The following is a 22,901-nucleotide window of genomic DNA, read 5'->3' as shown; positions in this document are numbered from 1 at the left end:
CTGTAGTGCGCCTGAAGTCCCCGTTTTACCTCCCTCCTGATAGTTGTTCTCATTCGCTAATTTTTCCGGTCTGCATTCGTTTTATAGGGACGACGTGCCTTTGTGCTTCCTGCCTACTGTTCCGGATGCTGAGAAATGAATGCTGAAGACTCCTTGAAACTTGCTCGCCGGTTTATCGGGTTGCCCCTGGAAAAGCGCCAGATGTTCCTCGCGGCCTTGCACAAGGAGGGCGTGGATTTCGCCCGGTTTCCGATCCCGCAGGGCGTCGAGGCCGATGACCGCCAGGCGCTGTCCTATGCGCAGCAACGCATGTGGTTTCTCTGGCAACTCGATCCGCACAGCGGCGCCTACAACCTGCCGGGCGCAGTGCGTCTGAGCGGGCAGTTGAATCTGGCCGCGCTGGAGCAGGCTTTTGCTCATGTGGTGGCGCGTCACGAGACCCTGCGCACGCTGTTCCAGCGTCAGGCCGATGACAGCCTGTTGCAGGTGCCGGCGACCGCGCCGTTGCTGATCGAACAGGTGGATTTCACTGGCCTGGCCCCGGCCGAACGTGAACGCGCGGTCGCCGAAGCCGCGCAGCAACAGTCGCTGCTGCCGTTCGATCTCGGCACAGGCCCGTTGCTGCGGATCAAGTTGCTCAAGCTCGACACGCAGGAGCACGTGCTGCTGCTGACCCTGCACCACATCGTCTCCGATGGCTGGTCGATGAACGTGCTGATCGACGAATTCATCCGTTGCTACGACGCGTTCGATGCCGGACAGCCGCCGCAACTGGCGGCGCTGCCGATTCAGTACAGCGATTACGCCCTGTGGCAGCGCCGCTGGCTGGAAGCCGGCGAGCAGGCGCGGCAACTCGACTATTGGCAGGCGCAACTGGGGGCTGAGCACCCGGTGCTGGAATTGCCCACGGATCACCCGCGCCCGGCGATGCCGAGCTATCGCGGCACCCGCTACGAATTCGCTGTCGATGGCGCCTTGGCCGAACAACTGCGCAGCGCTGCCCAGCAGCACGGCATCACGTTGTTCATGTTGCTGCTTGGCGCGTTCAACGTGCTGCTGCATCGCTACACCGGGCAGGGCGATATTCGCGTCGGCGTGCCGATTGCCAACCGTAACCGCAGTGAAATCGAAGGCCTGATCGGCTTCTTCGTCAACACCCAGGTACTGCGCAGCGAGCTTGACGGCCAGACCCGCGTTGATGATCTGCTGCGTGCGATCAAGGAAACCGCGCTCGGCGCTCAGGCTCATCAGGATCTGCCGTTCGAGCGTCTGGTCGAAGCGCTGAAACTGGAGCGCAGCCTCAGCCACACGCCGCTGTTCCAGGTGATGTACAACCATCAGCCGCAGGTCGCCGACATCGGCAGCGTCAGCACAGCGTCCGGGCTGGAACTGGGCGTGATCGAGTGGCAGGGGCGCACCACCCAGTTCGACCTGACCCTCGACACCTGGGAAAAGGCCGGCAAGCTGCACGCCGCACTGACCTACGCCAACGATCTGTTCGAGCCGCAGACCATCAAGCGCATGGCGCAGCACTGGCTGAACCTGTTGCGCGGCATGGTCGCAGACAGCCGTCAGCGCATCAGCGATCTGCCGCTGCTGGAATCCGCCGAATATCAAACCATCGTCCACGACTGGAATCGCATCGAGGCGTCCGCCACTGACGCTGCGTGCATTCATCAACTGATCGAGCGCCAGGTCGGTCGCCAGCCACAGGCACCGGCAGCGACCTTCGGCGAGCAGAGTTTCAGCTACGCCGAGATCGACGCACGGGCCAATCGCCTGGCGCACAAACTGATCGCGTGCGGCGTCGGCCCGGAGGTGCGGGTGGGTGTCGCCCTGCAACGTTCCGACACGCTACTGGTGGCCTTGCTCGCGGTGCTCAAGGCCGGCGGCGCCTACGTGCCGCTGGATCCGGACTATCCGCCCGACCGCGTGGCCTACATGCTCGAAGACAGCCGCGCACGGGTACTGCTGACCGAGCAGGCCATCGCGCAGACCCTCGCGGTGGGCGCCGAGACGCAGGTGTTGCTGCTCGATCAGCTCGCTGGCGAACTGGCCGGTTACCCAAGTCATGCGCCGCTCACCGCGGTGACCCCGGACAATCTGGCGTATGTGATCTACACCTCCGGTTCCACCGGCAAGCCGAAAGGCGTGGCCATCGCGCACCGCAACGTGCAGGCGCTGATCGACTGGTCGCGCAGCGTCTACCGCGACGACGACATTCAAAGGGTATTGGCCTCCACGTCAGTGTGTTTCGACCTGTCGGTGTGGGAGCTGTTTGTCACCCTGGCCAACGGCGGCTCGCTGATCATCGCGCGCAACGCCCTGGAGCTGGCGCACCTGCCGGCGCGCGATGACGTGCGCCTGATCAACACGGTGCCGTCGGCGATCAACGCCTTGCTGCGCGACGGCGCGATCCCGGCAAGCGTGCGCATCATCAACCTCGCGGGCGAGCCGTTGAAGCAGAGTCTGGTCGAGGCGCTGTACCAGCAGACGGCGGTGGAGCAGGTGTTCGATCTGTACGGGCCGTCGGAAGACACCACTTACTCGACCTGGACGCGCCGCGAGGCGGGCGGTAGCGCGAGCATCGGTCGCCCGTTGAGCGGCACCACCAGCTACCTGCTGGATGCCGATCTGCAAGTGGTACCGCAAGGTGTCGCCGCTGAACTGTATCTTGCCGGCGCCGGCCTCACGCGCGGCTATCTGGGCCGCGCGGCGATGACCGCGGAAAAGTATGTGCCCAATCCGTTTTCCACTACCGGCGAGCGCCTGTACCGCACGGGTGACCTGACCCGTTACCAGGCCGACGGCGCGCTGCAATACGTCGGGCGTATCGACCATCAGGTCAAGGTGCGCGGTTTTCGCATCGAGCTGGGCGAAATCGAAGCGCGGCTGCTCCAGCAGGATGCGGTGCGCGAACTGGCGGTACTGGCGCAGGAAGGCGCCAGCGGTCAGCAACTGGTCGCCTACATCGTACCGAGCGACGCTGCGGTGCTGGCGGCCGACGCCGATACTCAAGCGCGCCTGCGCGAAACCTTGAAAGCGGCACTGCGTCAGCACCTGCCGGATTACATGGTGCCGGCGTACCTGCTGTTCCTCGCGCAATTGCCGCTGACCCCCAACGGCAAGCTCGACCGCAAGGCTTTGCCGGCGGTTGACGGGCGTCAGCAGCAGCGCCAGCACGTGGCGCCGCGCAGCAGCATGGAACAGGCGCTGGCGGCGATCTGGCAGGAGGTGCTGGCGCTGGACAACGTCGGTGTGGAAGACAACTTCTTCGAGCTGGGCGGCGATTCGATCGTCTCGATGCAAGTGGTCAGCCGCGCGCGGCAGGTCGGGATCGTCCTCAGCCCCAAGGATCTGTTTCAGTACCAGACCTTGCGCAGCCTCGCGCAAGTCGCGCGGCAAGGTGCGCAGACCCTGATCGATCAGGGCTCTGCTACGGGCGCAGTGGCCTTGGCACCGGTGCAGCGCTGGTTCTTCGAGCAGGACATCAGCGAGCGTCAGCACTGGAACCAGTCGCTGCTGCTGGTGCCGCAACAGCGGCTGCAGGCCGAGGCGCTGGAAGGTGCGCTCAAGCACTTGATCAATCATCACGACAGCCTGCGCCTGCGCTACACCCTGAATGCCGACGGTTGGCGGCAGACCTACGCCGCGCCGTCCGAGACGTCAGTGTTGTGGCAGCGTAACGCCGCCGCGAGCGCAGACCTCAAGGCGCTGTGCGATGAAGCCCAGCGCAGCCTCGATCTGAGTAACGGTCCGTTAATGCGCGCCTTGTTGGTCGACCTCGCCGATGGCAGCCAGCGCTTGCTACTGGTCGCCCACCATCTGGTGATCGACGGCGTTTCGTGGCGGGTGCTGCTGGAAGATTTGCAGCAGGCCTACGCGCAGGCGCTCAACGGCAGCGCCATCGCCTTGCCGGGCAAGACCAGCGCTTATCAACAGTGGGTCGCGCGCCTGCAAGGTCATCTGCCGAGCTTCGCGCAGAGCCTCGATTACTGGCAGACGCAATTGCGTGAAGCGCCGCAGGATGATCTGCCGTGCGAGCGCCCTCAGGGATCGCTGGAAAACCGTTACGAGCAGAAAGTTGAACTGACCTTCAGCGCCGAGCAGACCCGCAAGCTGCTGCAACAGGCGCCGGCGGCTTATCGCACCCAGGTCAACGATCTGCTGCTGACCGCACTGGCGCGGGTGATCTGCCGCTGGAGCGGTCAGCCCGGCAGCCTGATTCAACTGGAAGGCCATGGCCGCGAAGACCTGTTCGACGACATCGATCTGACCCGCAGCGTCGGCTGGTTCACCAGTCTGTTCCCGGTGCATCTGCTGCCGGCGCCGAGCCTCGGCGCCTCGATCAAATGCATCAAGGAGCAACTGCGCGCGGTGCCGGACAAGGGCCTGAGCTACGGCGCGCTGCGTTATCTGGGCGATGAGTCGACGGCGGCGACGCTGGCCGCGCAGGTCAAGCCGCGCATCACCTTCAACTACCTCGGGCAGTTCGACCGCCAGTTCGACGAGGCCGCGCTGTTCGTGCCGTCCAGTGAAGGCGGCGGGGTCGCTCAGGATCCGGCCGCGCCGCTGGCCAACTGGCTGACCGTTGAAGGTCAGGTGTATGGCGGCGCGCTGTCGATGAGCTGGGGCTTCAGCAGCCAGATGTTCGACCGCGCCACGGTGCAGCGCCTGGCCGATGAATACGCCGTTGAACTGAATGCGCTGATCGAACACTGCTGTGCCATCGACACGCCGCAGGCGACACCTTCGGACTTCCCGCTGGCACGGGTCACGCAAGCACAACTCGAAGCATTGCCGGTTGCGGCCGGGCAGCTCGAAGACCTCTATCCGCTGTCGCCGATGCAGCAGGGCATGCTGTTTCACACCCTGTACGAGCCGCAAGTCGGCGCCTACATCAGCCAGTTGCGCCTGGATATTCATGGCCTTGATCCGCAGCGTTTTGCCCAGTCCTGGCAGGCGGCGCTGGCGCGGCATCAGATCCTGCGCAGCAGCTTCCACTGGCACGGTCTCGACGCGGCGCATCAGGCGATCCTGCGTGACGTAACGTTGCCACTGGAAGTGCTGGAGTCGACCGATTGCGACGCCCTGGCCGACGCCGAACGGGCGCAGGGTTTCGTCCTGGACTGCGCGCCGCTGTTGCGTCTGAAGCTGGTGCGCAGCGGCGCCGAAGACTGGCACCTGATCTACACCAGCCACCACATTCTGATGGATGGCTGGAGCAACGCGCAGTTGCTCGCTGAAGTGATCGAACACTACAGCGCCGGCCAGCCACTGCCGGCACCGGTCGGGCAGTACCGCGATTATCTGGCGTGGTTGCAGGCGCAATCGGCGAGTGCCGGCGAGCAGTTCTGGAAAGCCGCACTGGCACCGCTGCAAGCGCCGACGCTGCTGGCCGACGCCTTGCGTCCACCGCTGGCGGGCGAGGGCAGTGCCGAGCTGCGGGTGGTCCTCGACGACCGCGCGACCCAGCGCGTTGGCGAATTTGCCCGCCAGCAGAAAGTCACCCTCAACACCGTGCTGCAAGGTGCCTGGGGCCTGTTGCTGCAACGCTACACCGGCCAGGAGTGCGTGGCGTTCGGCGCCACCGTCGCCGGGCGTTCGGCACCGCTGGCGGGGATCGAAGAACAGCTCGGACTGTTCATCAACACCCTGCCACTGGTTTGCGCGCCGAACCCGCAACACACCGTCAGCCAATGGCTCGGCGCCTTGCAGGAACAGAATCTGGCGATGCGCGATTTCGAGCATGTGCCGTTGTATGACATTCAAGGCTGGGCCGGGCAGCAGGGCGGCGCGCTGTTCGACAGCCTGCTGGTGTTCGAAAACTTCCCGGTGGCCGAAGCGCTGAAACAGGGCGCACCGGCGGGGCTGGCGTTCAGCAACCTGCACAACCATGAACGCACCCATTACCCGTTGACCCTGGGCGTGGAACTCGGCGCCAGCCTGACGCTGGACTTCAGCTACGACTGCGCGCGTTTCAGCGCCGACCAAGTGGCGACGTTGTCGGCCAACCTGCAGCACCTGCTGACGCAACTGGTGGCCAATGCCGATGCCGCGTTGGGTTCGCTGGAACTGCTCGACGCCGAAGGCCAGGCGCCAATGCTCGCGGTCAGCCGTACCCCGGCGGTGCTGCAAGATTCGCGTCTGGCGCACCAACAGATCGCCGCTCGCGCAGCCGCAACGCCTGATGCACTGGCACTGCTGGTCGACGGTCAGAACCTGAGCTACCGCCAGCTCAACACCCAGGCCAATCGTCTGGCGCATCGCTTGATCGCCCACGGCGCCGGCCCCGGCACGCGGGTAGGCCTGGCGCTGCAGCGTGGCCCGCAGTTGATCGTCAGTCTGCTGGCGGTGCTCAAGAGCGGCGCGGCCTATGTGCCGCTGGACCCGAAATACCCGGCCGAGCGTTTGCGCTACATGATCGACGACAGCCGTCTCGATGTGTTGCTGTGCGAGGCTGATCTGCTCGCGGATCTGGCCTTGCCGGCGGTGGTGCGCCTCGAACTGGATGACAGCGCCGGGTTTGCCGAGAACGACCCGCTCACGCAGCCCGACGCGCAGGATCTGGCCTATGTGATTTACACCTCCGGCTCCACCGGTCAGCCGAAAGGCGTGGCGCTTGCCCATGCCGCGTTGCGCGAGTTCTGCCAGACCGCGACCGAGTATTCGCGACTGTCGGCGGCGGACCGTGTGCTGCAATTCGCCACCTTCAGTTTCGATGGTTTCGTCGAGCAGTGCTTCCCGGCGTTGTGCATTGGCGCGGCGCTGATCATGCGCGGCGACGAGCTGTGGGACGCCGGGCAGTTGGCCGAGCACATCGTGCGCCATGGCGTGACCGTGGCTGACTTGCCGGCCGCCTACTGGTTCCTGCTGGCCCGCGAATGCGCGAGCGGCGCGATCAACACGCTGGGCGCGTTGCGTCAGGTGCATGTCGGTGGTGAGGCGATGTCCGTCGAAGGCCTGCGCCTCTGGCATCAGGCTGGCTTGGGCCATGTGCGCTTGCTCAACACCTACGGCCCGACCGAAGCCAGCGTGGTCTCCAGCGTGCACGATTGCCGACTCGACGATGCCAGCGACAGCTACGGCGTGCCGATCGGTCGCGCGATTCCCGGACGCGCGCTGTATGTGCTGGACAGCGCCGGTCAGTTATTGCCACCCGGTGGCATCGGCGAGCTGTGCATCGGTGCAGCGACCTGCCTGGCACAAAGCTATTTCGAGCGTCCGGCGCTGACCGCCGAACGCTTCCTGCCGGACCCGTTTGCCGCTGAACCGGGCGCGCGTCTGTACCGCAGCGGCGACCTCGCGCGCTACAACGCCAACGCCGAGCTGGAGTACGTCGGGCGCATCGACCATCAAGTGAAGATTCGCGGACTGCGCATCGAAATGGGCGAGATCGAGGCCTGCCTGCAAGCGCATGCCGAAGTACGCGAGGCCGCAGTGATCGCGCAGGACGGCGCACTGCTGGTGGCGTATGTCGTGGCCAACGGCGCGCCAACCGACCAAGCGCAATTGCGCCAAGCCCTCGACGCCGCCATGCGTCAGGCGTTGCCGGATTACATGGTGCCGAATCATCTGCTGCTGCTGGACGCGTTGCCGCTGAACAACAACGGCAAACTCGATCGCCGCGCCTTGCCACGGGTGGCCGCTGGCGCCGCTCAGCGCGAGTTCGTCGCTCCGGCTCCTGGGTTGGAAACGCAATTGGCGCAGCTCTGGCAGGAGGTGCTGCAGGTCGAGCGCGTCGGGCGCGAGGACAATTTCTTTGCCCTCGGCGGCCATTCGCTGCTGGTGCTGCAAGTGATCTCGCGGGTGCGTCAGCAGTTGAGTCTGGAGTTGCCGGTCAGCAGCCTGTTTTCGGCGGCCACGCTGGCTGAGTTTGCCGAGCGCACCGCGTCGGCCAGCAGCAGCGTGCAACCACCGTTGCAGGCCGCGACCAGCGAGCAGCCGGCCGTGATGTCCTACGCCCAGCAGCGCCAGTGGATTGTCTGGCAGCTCGATCCGCAAAGCCCGGCGTACAACATTCCCGCGGCGCTGCGCCTCAAGGGATCGCTGAATCAAGCGGCGCTGGGCCTGGCGTTCGAACAGTTGCAAGCACGTCACGCCACCCTGCGCACCACCTTCGACCAGGACGGCCAGCAGGCACGACCCTGCGTCCATGCGCAGTTGCCGCTGCAGTTCGAGCAGCGGCAGATCGATGCGGCGTCCCTCGATGCTGCCATCGCCGCACAGATCGCCCGTCCGTTCGACCTGCGCAACGGCCCTGTCTGGCGCCTGTTGCTGCTGCAACTGGGTGCCGAGGAGCATGTACTGGTGCTGACCGTGCATCACATTGCTGCCGATGGCTGGTCAATGCAGATCATGGTCGATGAGTTCAGCGCGTTGTATCAGGCGGCGGTCGAAGGGCGCGCCGCCGAACTCGAGCCGTTGCCGGTGAGCTACAGCGATTACGCACGCTGGCAGCGCGACTGGCTGGAAGCGGGCGAGGGCGAACGTCAACTGGCTCACTGGCGCGAGCGCCTGGCCGGCAATCAGGCACCGCTGGAACTGCCGAGTGAACTGAGCCGCCCGGCACGTCGCAGCGAGCGAGGCGCGAGCCTGTTGCTCAATGTCGACGCGCCATTGCTGGCGGCGCTGCGTGACTGCGCGCAGGCACAGCAAGTGACCTTGTTCATGCTGTTGCTGGCGAGCCTGCAGACCTTGTTGCACCGTCAGAGCGGGCAGGCCTCGATCAATGTCGGCGTGCCGAGCGCGGGCCGTTCGCCGGTGGAAACCGAAGGCCTGATCGGCTTCTTCATCAACACCCAGGTGCTGCGCGCCGAGATCGATGGCCAGCAATCCTTCAGCAGCCTGCTGCAACAGATCAAACATGTGGCGTTGCAGGCGCAGGCCCATCAGGACCTGCCGTTCGAACAACTGGTCGATGCCTTGCAGCCGCAGCGCAGCCTCAATCACAGCCCGCTGTTCCAGGTGCTGTTCAACCATCAGCCGCAACTGGGCGCGAGTGTCGAGCGCCGGGTCGGCGAGCTACAGGTCGAGCGCCTGCACTGGCAGCAGACCACCACGCAATTCGATCTGGTGCTCGACACCCAGGAGCAGGGCGAGACGCTGGATGCCAGCCTGACTTACGCTACCGATGTGTATGACCCGGCCTCGATGCAGCGCTTCGCCGCGCAGTGGCTGAACCTGCTGCGCGCGGTGGCGGCGGATCCGCAGCAGCGGGTGGCCGAGCTGCCGTTGCTGGCCAGCGCCGAGCGTCAGGCCTTGATCACGCAGTGGAACCCGCTGTTCGAACAACAGCCGCCGTCGCCGACCTTGCCGCAATTGTTTGAAGCCCAGGTCGCGCGGGATCCGCAGGCGATTGCTCTGGTCTACGAGGGCGAGCGCCTGAGCTATGCCGCGCTGAATGCCCAGGCCAACCGTCTGGCGCGCAAGCTGCGCGAGCAGGGCGTCGGTCCGGAAGTGCGCGTGGGCATCGCCACCGAGCGGGCATTGCCGCTGGTGGTCGGTGTGCTGGCGATTCTCAAGGCCGGCGGCGCCTACGTGCCGCTCGATCCGCAATACCCGGCGGAACGTTTGAGCTACATGATCGAAGACAGCGGCATCGCCTTGCTGCTGACTCAGCAACACCTGCTCGCAGGGTTGCCGGCGCGCGCCGAGGTGCAGGTGCTGTGCCTCGACACGCTGGTACTCGACGCTTACAGCGCGGACGACCTGCCGAGCCAGAGCAACCCGGACAATCTCGCGTACGTGATCTACACCTCTGGCTCCACCGGCCGGCCGAAAGGCGCGCTGCTCAGCCATGCCAACGTTGGGCGTCTGTTGAGCGCGACTGCCAGCGAATTCAACTTCGGCCCGGACGATGTCTGGACCCTGTTCCATTCCTACGCTTTCGATTTCTCGGTATGGGAGCTGTTCGGCGCGCTGTGCACCGGCGGGCGTCTGGTGATCGTGCCGTATTACATCAGCCGCGAGCCGCAGGAGTTCCATCGCCTGCTGTGCGACGAAGGCGTGACCGTGTTGAACCAGACCCCGACCGCGTTCCGCCAGTTGCTGCCGATTGCCTGCGCCAGCCCGCATCAGCTGGCGCTGCGCCAGGTGATTTTCGGCGGCGAAGCGCTGGAAGTGGCAAGCCTGCGTCCATGGTTCGAACGCTTCGGCGATCAACAGCCGACGCTGGTGAACATGTACGGCATCACCGAAACCACGGTGCACGTGACCTACCGCGCGATCCGCCGCGCCGACCTCGACGGCCAGGCGCAGAGTCCGATCGGCCTGCCGCTGCGCGACCTGCGCTGGTACTTGCTCGACAGCCAGTTGCAACCGGTGCCGGTCGGCGTGGCGGGCGAGTTGTACATCGCCGGCGCCGGGCTGGCGCGCGGTTATCACGGGCGCTTCGAGCTGACCGCCGAGCGTTTCGTGCCGAGCCCGTTCGATGCCTCCCAGCGCCTGTATCGCAGCGGCGATCTGGCGCGCCAGCGCCACGACGGCAGCATCGATTATCTGGGACGGATCGACCAGCAAGTGAAGATCCGTGGCTTCCGCATCGAACTGGGGGAAATCGAGGCGGCGCTGCTCGCGCAACCCGGCGTGCGCCACGCGGTATTGAGCGTGCACGCCGACGAGGGCGGGCCGCAGTTGTGCGCCTACGTGGTCGCCGAGCAAACCCCGACTGATCCGCTGGCCTGGCGCGACACGCTGCGCGCAGCGCTCAAGGTCGATTTGCCGGATTACATGGTGCCGAGTCACTGGCTGTTGCTCGACGCCTTGCCGCTGACCAGCAACGGCAAGCTCGACCGCAAGGCCTTGCCGCTGCCCGATGCGCAGGCATTGCAACGCCCTTATGAAGCCCCCGAAGGCGAACTCGAACGGCAACTGGCGGCGATCTGGGCCGACGTGCTGGGCGTGGCGCGGGTCGGGCGGCGCGACAACTTCTTTGAACTGGGCGGGCACTCGCTGCTCGCCGCCCAGGCCAGCGCCCGCGTGGAGCTGGAACTGGGCATCGAGCTGGCGCTGCGTGCGCTGTTCGAATCCAGCGACCTGCAGGCTTATGCCGCCATGGCCGGGGAACTCGCCCCGACTGACAACGATGCACGTCTGGATGCGCTTGAGTCGCTTCTCGACGAGATGGAGATCAACTGATGGAACACACCACCGCCTGGCGCATCGCGAACCGTTTTGCCGCGTTGCCGGCCGACAAGCGCCGCGAATTTCTGCAACGCATGCAAGAGCAGGGCGTGAGTTTCGGCCAGTTGCCGATCCCGCCCGCCGCCGAACCGCAAACCAGCTTTGAACTGTCCTACGCCCAGCAACGCCAGTGGTTTCTCTGGCAGCTCGACCCGCAGAGTGCGGCCTACAACATTCCTGCGGTGCTGCGTCTGCACGGGCCGTTGAATATCGCGGCGCTGCAACACAGTTTCGACGTGCTGCTGGCGCGGCATCAGAGTTTGCGCAGTCGTTTCGTCGAGGACGACGGTCAGGTTCGGCAAACCCTCGCGGCGCTGACCACGCTGCCCATCGAACAGCATGACCTGCGCGCGCAGCCGCAGGCCGAACGTCTGGCCGAGGCCATGCGCCAGGTGCAGGCGGAAATTGCCCGGCCGTTCGATTTGCAGCACGGTCCGCTGTTGCGGGTCAGCCTGTTGCAGCTCGACGCTGAAGACCACGTGCTGGTGCTGACCCTGCACCACATCGTCACCGACGGTTGGTCGATGGCCGTGCTGGTCGAGGAATTCTCGCGCCTGTATGCAGCGCACTGTCAGGGCCAGGATGCGCAGCTGGAGCCGCTGCCGATCGAGTATTCCGACTACGCGGCCTGGCAACGGCGCTGGATGGAAGCGGGCGAGCTTGAGCGCCAGTTGAACTGGCGGCGCGACACCTTGGGCAGCGAGCAACCGCTGCTGGAACTGCCCACCGACCGCCCGCGTCCGGCGCAGCCGAGCCAGCGCGGTGCGCGTCTGGAGTTTGCCCTGGAGGCCGAACTGGCCGCCGGCCTGATGGCGCTGGCGAAGCAGTCCGCAGTCACCCCGTTCATGTTGCTGTTGGCCAGTTTCCAGGCCTTGCTCTACCGCTACAGCGGCCAGTCGGACCTGCGCATCGGCGTGCCGATCGGCAACCGCAACCGCGCCGAAACCCGTGGCCTGATCGGCTTCTTCGTCAACACGCAGGTGCTGCGCGTTGAAGTCGACGGGCGCCAGAGTTTCAGCCAGTTGCTGGCGCAGACCCGCAGCGCGGCGCTGGACGCGCAGGATTATCAGGACCTGCCGTTCGAGCGCCTGGTGCAGGCGTTGCAAGGTGATCGCAGCCTCAGTCACAGTCCGTTGTTCCAGGTGATGTTCAACCATCAACAAAGCAAACCGGCGGCGCTCGATGGCATGCTCGCCGGGCTGCGCGTCGAGGCGCTGAATGCGACGACGCCGACCACCCAGTTCGACCTGCAACTGGATACTCAGGAAATCGGCGAGCAATTGTTCGCCAGCCTGACCTACGCCACCGATCTGTTCGATGCCGAGCGCATCGAGCATCTGGCGCGGCATTGGCGCAATCTGCTGGCCGGCGCGCTGGCCAACCCGCAATGCCCGCTGGCCGAGCTGCCGCTGCTGGACGCCGCCGAGCGTCGGCATCTGCTCGATGAACTGAATGACACTGCACAGACATACCCCGGCGAAGTCTGCGTGCAGCGCCACTTCGAAGCACGTGCCGCGCAGCAGCCTGAGGCGACGGCGCTGGTGTTCCAGGGCCAGAGCCTCAGTTACGCCGAACTCAACCGCCGCGCCAACCGTCTGGCCCATCATTTACGCGCGCAGGGCGTCGGCGCCGAAGTGCTGGTCGGCATCGCCTGCGAGCGGTCGCTGGAAATGGTCGTCGGCCTGCTGGCGATTCTCAAGGCCGGTGGTGCCTATGTGCCGCTGGACCCGGAATACCCGCCGGAGCGCCTGAGCTACATGATCGACGACAGCGGCATTGGCTTGCTGCTGACTCAGGAGCATTTGCTGGCGCAACTGCCGACGCCGGATGCGCTGCGCACCCTGTGCCTGCAAGCGGATGCCGACTGGCTCAGCGATTGCCCGGACAGCGACCTGCCCAACGTGGCGCTGGCGGAAAACCTTGCCTATGTGATTTACACCTCCGGTTCCACCGGTAAACCCAAGGGTGCCGGCAACCGCCACGTGGCGCTGCACAACCGCCTGGAGTGGATGCAGCAGGCCTACAACCTGCAACCGAACGACCGGGTGCTGCAAAAGACGCCGTTCAGTTTCGACGTGTCGGTCTGGGAGTTTTTCTGGCCGCTGATCAAAGGTGCGACGTTGGTGATTGCCGCCCCCGGCGAACATCGCGATCCGCAGCGCCTCGCTGCACTGATCGTCGAGCAGTCGATCACCACCCTGCATTTCGTGCCGTCGATGCTCTCCGCCTTCATCAGCGCTGACGAAGCGCTGGCCTGCACCTCGCTGACGCGGATCATCTGCAGCGGCGAAGCGTTACCGATGGAGTTGCAGCGCCAGACCTTGCGCAACCTGCCGCAAGCCCATCTGTATAACCTCTATGGCCCGACCGAAGCGGCCATCGACGTGACCCACTGGACCTGTGTGGAGGAGGGCCGCGACAGCGTGCCGATCGGCCGGCCGATCGCCAACCTGCGCACCTTGATCCTCGACAGCGAATTGCAACCGTTGCCGCTGGGCGCGGTCGGCGAGTTGTACCTGGGCGGCATCGGTCTGGCCCGTGGTTACCACCGCCGCGGCGCGTTGACCGCCGAGCGGTTTGTCGTTGATCCGTTCGGCAGCGGCGAGCGCCTGTACCGCACCGGTGACCTGGCGCGTTACCGCGCCGATGGCGCCATCGAGTACTGCGGGCGTATCGACCATCAGGTGAAGATTCGCGGGTTGCGTATCGAACTTGGTGAAATCGAAGCGCGCCTGCAAGAGCATGCCGAGGTGCAGGAGGCGGTGCTGCTGGCGCTGGACGGGCCGAGCGGCAAGCAACTGGTGGCCTACGTGGTGCCGCAGGATCGTTCGTTGGCTGAGGCCGATGGCGCTCGCCAGAACGCTTTCCGCGAAATCCTGAAAGCGCACCTGCTCGGCAGCCTGCCGGACTACATGGTGCCGGCGCAGACCGTGCTGATCGCGCAGATGCCGCTCAGCCCCAATGGCAAACTTGAGCGCAAACGCCTGCCGGCGCCGACTCTGCAGGTCAGCCAGCGCGCCTTCGAGGCGCCGCGCACCGCGCATGAACAGGCGCTGGCGCAGATCTGGCAGGACGTGCTCGGGGTCGAGCAGGTCGGGCGTCAGGACAACTTCTTCGAGCTGGGCGGCGACTCGATCATTTCGATTCAGGTGGTCAGCCGCGCCCGTCGCGCCGGCCTGAGCCTGCAACCGCGTGACCTGTTCCAGCAGCAGACGCTGCAGGCGCTGGCGGCGGTGGTCAAGGTTCAAGCCGCACCGCTGGCGCCGCAGGGCGCAGTGGACGGCGCGCAGGTGCTGACGCCGATTCAACGCTGGTTCTTCGACGAACCGATCCCGCAGCGTCAGCACTGGAACCAGGCGGTGTTGCTGGTGCCACGGCAACCGCTGGAATTACCGCGTCTGCAGGCAGCATTGCAACGCCTGCTCAAGCAGCACGACGCCTTGCGCCTGCGCTTCAGTCAGGTCGACGGCCAGTGGTCGGCGCGCTATGTCGGCGCTGACAGTGCCGACGTCATCGACATGCTCTGGACGGCCCGGGTCGCCAGTGATGCGTCGCTGGAAGCAGTGTGCGAAGAAGCCCAGCGCAGCCTGAGCCTGCAAGACGGGCCGTTGCTGCGCTGCGCCTTGATCGCCCAGGCCGACGGCAGCCAGCGGCTGTTGCTGGTGATCCACCATCTGGCGGTGGACGGGGTGTCGTGGCGGGTGTTGCTGGAAGACTTGCAGGCGGCTTATCAGGAGCAGGAGTTGCCGGCCAAGACCAGCGCATTCCAGGCCTGGGCGCTGAAGCTGCAAGACTATGCGCGCAGCGAGACCGCGCTCGCCGAGCTGGGGTGGTGGCAGGCGCACCTGGCTCAGGCCAGCGAGCATTTGCCGGCGGCCAATGCCGAGGCCAGTCAGGCCGGGCATTTGCGCCAGGGTGTGAGCATTGCGCTGGACCGCGAGCAGACCCGGCGTCTGTTGCAACAGGCACCGGCGGCCTATCGCACCCAGGTCAATGACCTGCTGCTGACTGCGCTGGCGCGTACCTTGAGTAGCTGGAGCGGGCACGCCTCGGCGCTGATCCAGCTCGAAGGCCATGGCCGCGAGGACCTGTTCGACGACCTCGACCTGACCCGCACGGTCGGCTGGTTCTCCAGTCTGTTCCCGGTGTGCCTGACGCCGACCGCCGAGCTTGGCGGTTCGATCAAGGCGATCAAACAGCAGTTGCGCGAAATCCCCGGCAAAGGCCTGGGTTACGGGTTGCTGCGTTACATGGGCGATGCTGCGAGCCAGGCGGCGCTGAAGGCTTTGCCGCAGGCGCGGGTGACGTTCAACTACCTCGGTCAGTTCGACCAGAGCTTTGCCGAGGACGCACTGTTCATTCCCGCCAGCGAAGCCAGCGGCGCCGCGCAAGCGGCCGATGCACCGTTGCCGAACTGGCTGTCGGTGGACGGTCAGGTGTATGGCGGTGAGCTGAAACTGGACTGGACCTTCAGCCGCGACTGTTTCGACCGCGCGGACATCGAACAACTGGCCGCCGACTACCGCCAGGAACTGCTGGCGCTGATCGAGCATTGCCTGAGCGACGCGGCCGGTGGCGTGACCCCGGCGGATTTCCCGCTGGCGGCTTTAAGTCAGGCACAACTCGACGGCTTGCCGGTGGCGGCGACGCAGATCGAGGACCTGTACCCGCTGTCGCCAATGCAGGCCGGCCTGCTGTTTCACAGCCTGTTCGAGTCGGCGTCCGGCGCTTACGTCAACCAACTGAGTGTCGAGGCCCGGGGGCTGGACGCCGAGCGTCTGCGCCAGGCCTGGCAAGCGGTGATCGATGCGCATCCGATTCTGCGCAGCAGTTTCCACTTCCCGCAGGGCTTCGAGGCGCCGGTGCAACTGGTGCACCGGCAGTTGCAACTGCCGTTCGATTGCCTGGACTGGCGTGGCCGGACCGATCAGGCCGAAGCACTGGCGCGACTGATCGACAGCGAGCGTCTGCAACTCGACCCGGCGCAGGCGCCGCTGATGCGTTTGACTCTGGTGCGGCTGGACGACGAGCGGCAGCAACTGATTTACACCCACCACCATTTGCTGCTCGATGGCTGGAGCAATTCGCTGCTGCTCAGTGAAGTGCTGCAGCGTTACGCCGGGCAGGCGGTGGCGGCGCCGAGCGGACGGTTTGCCGACTACATCGGCTGGCTGCAACGCCAGGATGCGCAGGCCGACGAACGCTTCTGGCTGGAGCAACTGGCACCGCTGGACAACCCGACCCTGTTGGCCCAGAGCCTGGCCCATGGCGACCTGCAACAGGCGCACAGTCAGGCGTTTGCCGATCATCTGCAACGCTTCGACGTCGCCGCGACCCGCCGTCTGAGCGAGTTTGCCCGGCAGCAGAAAATCACCCTCAACACCTTGCTGCAAGGCGCGTGGGCGCTGTTGCTGCAACGCTACAGTGGCCAGCGCTGCGTGGCGTTCGGCGCGACGGTTGCCGGGCGTCCGGTGGACCTGCCGGGCGCGGAGAGCCAGTTGGGTCTGTTCATCAACACCTTGCCGGTGATCAGTTGCCCGGACGCGGTGGAAACGGTCAGCCAGTGGCTGAGCCGTTTGCAGGCGCAGAACCTTGAGTTGCGTGAGCATGAGTTCACTGCGCTAGGCGACATTCAGCGCTGGGCTGGACGTGCCGGCGAGCCGTTGTTCGACAGCCTGCTGGTGTTCGAAAACTTCCCGGTGGCCGAGGCCTTGCAACAAGGCGCGCCGGCCGGCCTGAGCTTCTCGATCCCGCACAACCATGAGCGCACCAATTTCCCGCTGACTTTGGCCGCGACTGCGGAAAATACCCTGAGCCTGAACTGGAGCTACCAGTGCAGCCACTTCAGCGCCGCAGCCATCGCCCGCATGAGCGAGCATTTGGCGGCGTTGCTGAACGCGATGGTCGATGCCCCCGAGGGCGCGCTGAGCGAACTGGACCTGCTCACCGCCGATGAGCGCAGGCAACAGTTGCAAACCTGGAACCCGGCGTTCGCCGCAGCCGAAAATCCGCTGTGCGTGCATCAACTGATCGAAGCCCAGGCCGAGATCCGCCCGCAGGCCACCGCGCTGATTTTTGGCGAAGTGCAGCTGACCTATGCCGAACTCAACCGCCGCGCCAATCGCCTGGCCCATTGCTTGCGCAACCTCGGCGTGGGGCCGGAAGTACGGGTCGGTCTGGCGATGCAGCGTTCGCCGGAAATGATCGTCGGCCTGCTGGCGATCCTCAAGGCCGGCGGTGCCTACGTGCCGCTGGACCCGGCGTACCCGGCCGAGCGTCTGCAATACCTGATGCAGGACAGCGGCATTGTGCTGATGCTCAGCCAGTCGTGGCTGCGCGCCACGCTGGCGCTGCCGGCCGAATTGCCGGTGCTGGAGATCGACCGCGAGCCGCTGGAGACGATGGCCGACAGCAACCCGGTCAACCTGACCTACGGCGAAAACCTCGCCTACCTGATTTACACCTCGGGCTCCACCGGGCGGCCGAAAGGCGTCAGCGTGGCCCACGGTCCGCTGGCGATGCATTGCCTGGCGATCGGCGAGTTGTACGGCATGACCCCGGAGGATCGCGAGCTGCAGTTTGCCTCGATCAGCTTCGACGGCGCCCATGAGCGCTGGCTGACTCCGCTGCTGTTCGGTTCGGCGGTGATGCCGCGTGACGACGAGTTGTGGAGCGTCGAGCGCACCTGCGCGGAAATCCGGCAGCACGGCATCACCATCGCCTGCTTTACCCCGAGCTATCTATTGCAGATCGCCGATTTCGTGGGTGAAGCCGGGCGTGAATTGCCGATCCGCTCCTACACGCCGTGCGCCGAGGGCATGCCCAAGCACGCGTTTGATGAAGTGCAGCAGGTGTTGCAACCGCAGCGCCTGATCAACGGTTACGGCCCGACTGAAACAGTGATCACCCCGCTGATCTGGCTGGCCTACCCGGACACTGAATTCGATTCGGCCTACATGCCGATCGGCCGTCCGGTGGGCAACCGCACGGCGTACATTCTCGACGGTGGCCTGCAGCCGCTGCCGGTGGGCGTCGCTGGCGAGTTGTATCTGGGCGGCGAGGGCGTCGCCCGTGGTTATCACCAGCGTCCGGATTTGACCGCCGAGCGTTTCGTGCCGGATCCGTTCGTGCCGGGGGCGCGGCTGTATCGCAGCGGTGATCTGGCGCGCTTCCGCGCCGATGGCGTGGTGGAATATCTGGGCCGCATCGACCAGCAGGTGAAGATTCGCGGTTTCCGCATCGAACTGGGGGAAATCGAAGCCTGCCTGCTTGAGCACGAAGGTGTGCGCGAAGCGCTGGTGATCGATCGCGACGGACCGGTCAGCCGTCAACTGGTCGGCTACATCGTGCCGCGCGATCCGCTGGCCAACGAGCAGGATCTGCACGCTGCATTGACCGCGCACCTGCGCAGCCGCCTGCCGGCGCACCTGTTGCCGGCGCATCTGATGTGTCTGGCGGCGTTGCCGCTGACACCCAATGGCAAGCTCGACCGCAAGGGCCTGCCGGCGCCGGACGTGGCGCGCCAGAGTCAGGACCTGGTGCCGCCCGCGACCCCGGCCGAAGCGCTGTTGGTGGAGATCTGGCAGGAACTGCTGGGCCTCGACACGCTGGGCGTCACCGAGAACTTCTTCGAGCTGGGCGGCGATTCGATCATCTCCCTGCAAGCGGTCAGCCGCGCCGGGCAGCGCGGGTTGGTGTTCAGTCCGAAGCAGCTGTTCGAACAGCAGACCATCCGCGCCCTGGCCGCCGTGGCCGTCAGCCGCGAAGCGAATTTGAGCGAGGCGCCGAGCGTCGCCGCCTTCGCCCTGATGTCGCATCTCGACGTGGCCGCGCGTGACGGTTTGCAGGACCTCTATCCGCTGTCGCCGATGCAGCAGGGCATGCTGTTCCACTGCCTCGATTCACCGGAGCTGAACCCCTACGTCAACCAGTTGAGCGTGGCGGTGGAGGGCTTGCAGGTGCCGCGTTTCCGCGCGGCGTGGCAAACCCTGATCGCACGCCATGAGGTGCTGCGCGCCGCGTTCCGCTGGCGCGATGGTCTGGCCGATCCGCTGCAGGCGGTGTTCGCCGAAGTCGAGTTGCCGATCGAAGAACTCGACTGGCGCGAACGCAGCGACAGCGAACAGGCCCTGCGCGACCTGGCCGCTGCCGAGCAGGCCAAGGGTTTCGACCTGAGCTGCCCGCCGCTGATGCGTTTCGTGCTGGTGCGTCTGGATGCCGAGCGCTATCAGATGATCTGGGTCTACCATCACCTGCTGCTCGACGGCTGGAGCGCGTCGCGGCTGCTCGGCGAGATGCTGCGCCTGTATCACCACGCCAGCCTGCCGCCGCTCAATGGCCGTTACGCCGATTACATCGGCTGGCTGCAGCGTCAGGACAGTGCTCAGGCCGAAGGCTTCTGGCGCGAGCGTCTGGCGTTGCTCGAAGCACCGACGATTCTGGCCAAGGCCAGCGGTGCCGACGGTTCCGGGCATGGCGTGATGTACACCGATCTCGACGCCGAGGCGACGCGCAAACTGCATGCATTTGCCAAGCGTCAGCGCGTGACCCTCAACACCCTGGTGCAGGGCGCCTGGCTGCTGTTGTTGCAGCGTCACAGCGGCCAGCGCAGCGTGGCCTTCGGCGCCACGGTGGCGGGGCGGCCGACTGGCCTGCCGGGAGCACAGGAAATGCTCGGGCTGTTCATCAACACCTTGCCGGTGATCCAGACCCTCGACCCGCAACAACCGTTGGGCGAATGGTTGCGTGAATTGCAGGACTACAACCTGACGGTGCGTGACTATGAACACACGCCACTGTCGGACATCCAGCGTTGGGCCGGCCTCGGTGGCCAGGGCCTGTTCGACAGCATCATCGTCTTCGAAAACCATCCGGTCGACCGTGCCTTGCGCGGTGGCGAGGAGGGCGAGTTGCGCTTTGCCGAAGTCGGCAGCGCCGGGGTCACCAACGTGCCGATGGACTTGATGGTCAGCGCCAACGAAGACGGCCTGGAAGTCGAATACCTGTACCTGCGCGAGCGCTTCAGTGACGCCGAGGTCGAGCAGATCCGCGCGCAACTTGAAGGTCTGCTGCGCGCGCTGCCACAGGATGAGCACTGCCTGATCGGCAATCTCGGTTTGCCGGGCGCGCATCTGCAGTTGCCACAAGCCGCGCTGGACGACAGCGACCTGTTGCGCAGCTTCAACGAGCACGTGCGCAACCAGCCGCAGAAAATCGCGCTGTTCTGTGAAGATCGCGAAGTCAGTTATGCCGAGCTTGAAGCCCGGGCCAACCATCTGGCCGGGCAACTGATCGAGCGTGGTATCGGCGCGGAAAGTCTGGTCGCCGTGGCCTTGCCGCGCTCGGAGCGCACGATCATTGCCTTTCTCGCGGTGCTCAAGGCTGGCGCGGCGTACCTGCCGCTGGACCTGGCGTATCCGCTGGAGCGTCTGGCCTACATGCTCGACGATTCGGCGGCCAGCCTGTTGCTTTGCGACAGCGATCTGGATGAACGCCTGACCCTGGCCGACAACGTGCCGCGGCTGTTACTCGATCAACTGCCGCACGACGGCAATGCGCAATGCCCGTTGATTCAGTCGCTGGCCGGACATCTTGCGTACCTGATCTACACCTCCGGTTCCACCGGCCAGCCGAAAGGTGTGGCGGTGGCGCGCGGGCCGATTGCCCGGCATTGCCGTGGCATTATTGACCTGTACGAGTTAGCCCCGGACAGCTGCGAATTGCACTTCATGTCGTTCGCCTTCGACGGCGCTCAGGAGCGTTGGCTGAGCGTGTTGCTGGCCGGTGGCAGTCTGGTGGTGCGCGAGGACAATCTGTGGACGCCGGAACAGACCCTGCAAGTGCTGGAACGGCATCAGGTCAGCGTCGCCTGCTTCCCGCCGGCCTACCTGCAACAGATGGCCGAAGTAGCGGAACGTCTGGGGCATGCGCCGGCGGTGCAGGTGTATTGCTTTGGCGGCGATGCGGTGCCGGAGGCCAGTTTCGAACAGGTCAAACGCGCGCTGCGCCCACAGCGTCTGGTCAATGGTTATGGCCCGACCGAAACCGTGGTCACGCCGCTGCTGTGGCGTGCCGAAGTCAGCGAACGTTGCGAAGCCGCTTACGCGCCGATTGGCCGTGGCGTGGCCGGGCGCGGTCTGTACGTGCTTGACGCCGACCTCAATCCGTTGCCGGCCGGGGTCAGTGGCGAGTTGTACCTGGGCGGCGAATGCCTGGCGCGCGGTTATCACCAGCGTCCGGGCATGAGCGCCGAGCGCTTTATTCCCGATCCGTTCGAAGCGGGCGGGCGCATGTATCGCACCGGCGACCTGGTGCGCCAGCGTGCATGCGGCCTGATCGACTACCTCGGGCGGCTCGACCAGCAAGTGAAGATTCGCGGGTTCCGCATCGAACTCGGCGAAATCGAAGCGCGTCTGCGCGAATGCGCCGGGGTGCAGGATGCCGCGGTGGTGGTGCACGACACGCCGACCGGCAAGCAGTTGGTGGGCTATGTGGTCGCCGTTGGTGCGCCCGGTGTCGATCGGCGGATCAAGGCCGAGCTGCAGGCGCAACTGCCGGACTACATGGTGCCGGCGCGGATCATGCTGCTGGAACGCTTCCCGCTGTCGGTCAACGGCAAGCTTGACCGTCGCGCGCTGCCGCAACCGGAATGGGCGCTGGGTGGTTATCGCGCCCCGCGCAATGCGCTGGAGCAGGCCCTGGCGACGATTTGGCAGGAAGTGCTCGGCGTGCCGCAAATCGGCATCGACGATAACTTCTTTGAGCTGGGTGGCGATTCCTTGCAGGTGCTCAAGGTGATTTCGCGGGTGCGCAGTCAACCGCAGCTCGGTTTCGAATTGAAGCTGCGCGACCTGATGCAGAAGCCGTGCATTGCTGAACTCAGCGGTTATCAGGTGCAGGACACGGCCACCACGCCGGATCCGCTGCTCGCGCTCAACAGCCGCGTAGCCCAGGTGCCGGCGCTGTTCTGCCTGCACGCCGGGTTCGGCACGGTGTTCGATTACGAGCCGCTGGCCCGCCGTCTGGAAGGACGGCGCACGGTCTACGGCGTGCAATGCCGGATGCTGCTCGACCCGCATTGGCAGGACACGTCGCTGCTGGCGATGGCCCAGGCCTATGCCCAGCGCATTCGCTCGCAGCAACCTGAAGGCCCGTATTACCTGCTCGGCTGGTCGCTCGGTGGGGCACTGGTGCAACTGGTGGCCCGCGAACTGGAAAGCCAGGGCGAAAGCGTGGCATTCGCCGGGCTGGTCGACAGCTACGTGGCCGGCACGGCCGAGGCGGGTGACTGGCGTGAAGATCTGGCGGATTTCCTCAGGTTTGTCCTCGGTCTGTCGCTTGCCGAGGCTCAGGCGTTGATCGCGGAAAAAGCTGTGGGTCTTGATGAACAGAGCGCCGCTGCGGCAGTGATCGAAGCCGCGCTGCACGGTTCCAGCAGTGAAGCGGCGCTGGGCGCCGACGAGTTCACGCGGATCTTCGCCACCGGTTCGGCGCTCAAGCAACTGGCGCTGGCCCAGCGGCAATTGCCGAAGATTCAGCTGGCGGCGCACCGCTGGTGGGTGGCCGGGCGCGAGGCCGAGCGCGAGGTGTTCGCGGCTCAGGTCGGCCGGCATGGCGTCGACCGCGTGCTGGCCGGCGGGCATTACGAACTGCTGCGCAGCGACGCGTTGCTCGATCAGTTGCAAGCGCTGCTCGAACGGCGCACCACACTGGCTTGA

General features: G+C 65.6%; 2 protein-coding genes and 2 pseudogenes. All 4 read left to right on the top strand.

What is annotated here, in order from left to right:
• Positions 1-135: 135 nt before the first annotated feature.
• Positions 136-9,204 (top strand): annotated as a pseudogene (locus ACXR0M_RS25445) (amino acid adenylation domain-containing protein); the annotation flags it as partial.
• Positions 9,196-10,746 (top strand): annotated as a pseudogene (locus ACXR0M_RS25440) (amino acid adenylation domain-containing protein); the annotation flags it as partial. The pseudogenes ACXR0M_RS25445 and ACXR0M_RS25440, both read left to right, overlap by 9 nt.
• The gene (locus tag ACXR0M_RS25435) at positions 10,732-11,139 is read left to right on the top strand and encodes a phosphopantetheine-binding protein (protein ID WP_458834394.1); all 408 of its coding nucleotides are present in this window, start codon (positions 10,732-10,734) and stop codon (positions 11,137-11,139) included. The pseudogene ACXR0M_RS25440 and the gene ACXR0M_RS25435, both read left to right, overlap by 15 nt.
• On the top strand, positions 11,139-22,901 hold the full coding sequence (locus ACXR0M_RS25430) for a non-ribosomal peptide synthase/polyketide synthase (protein WP_458834381.1): 11,763 nt from the start codon (positions 11,139-11,141) through the stop codon (positions 22,899-22,901). Before ACXR0M_RS25435 ends, ACXR0M_RS25430 begins: the two co-directional genes overlap by 1 nt.

The sequence above is a fragment of the Pseudomonas sp. Eth.TT006 genome, assembly GCF_054456575.1.
Note: the sequence above shows the minus strand (reverse complement) of the source record. Positions and strands in the feature narration are given on the sequence as shown.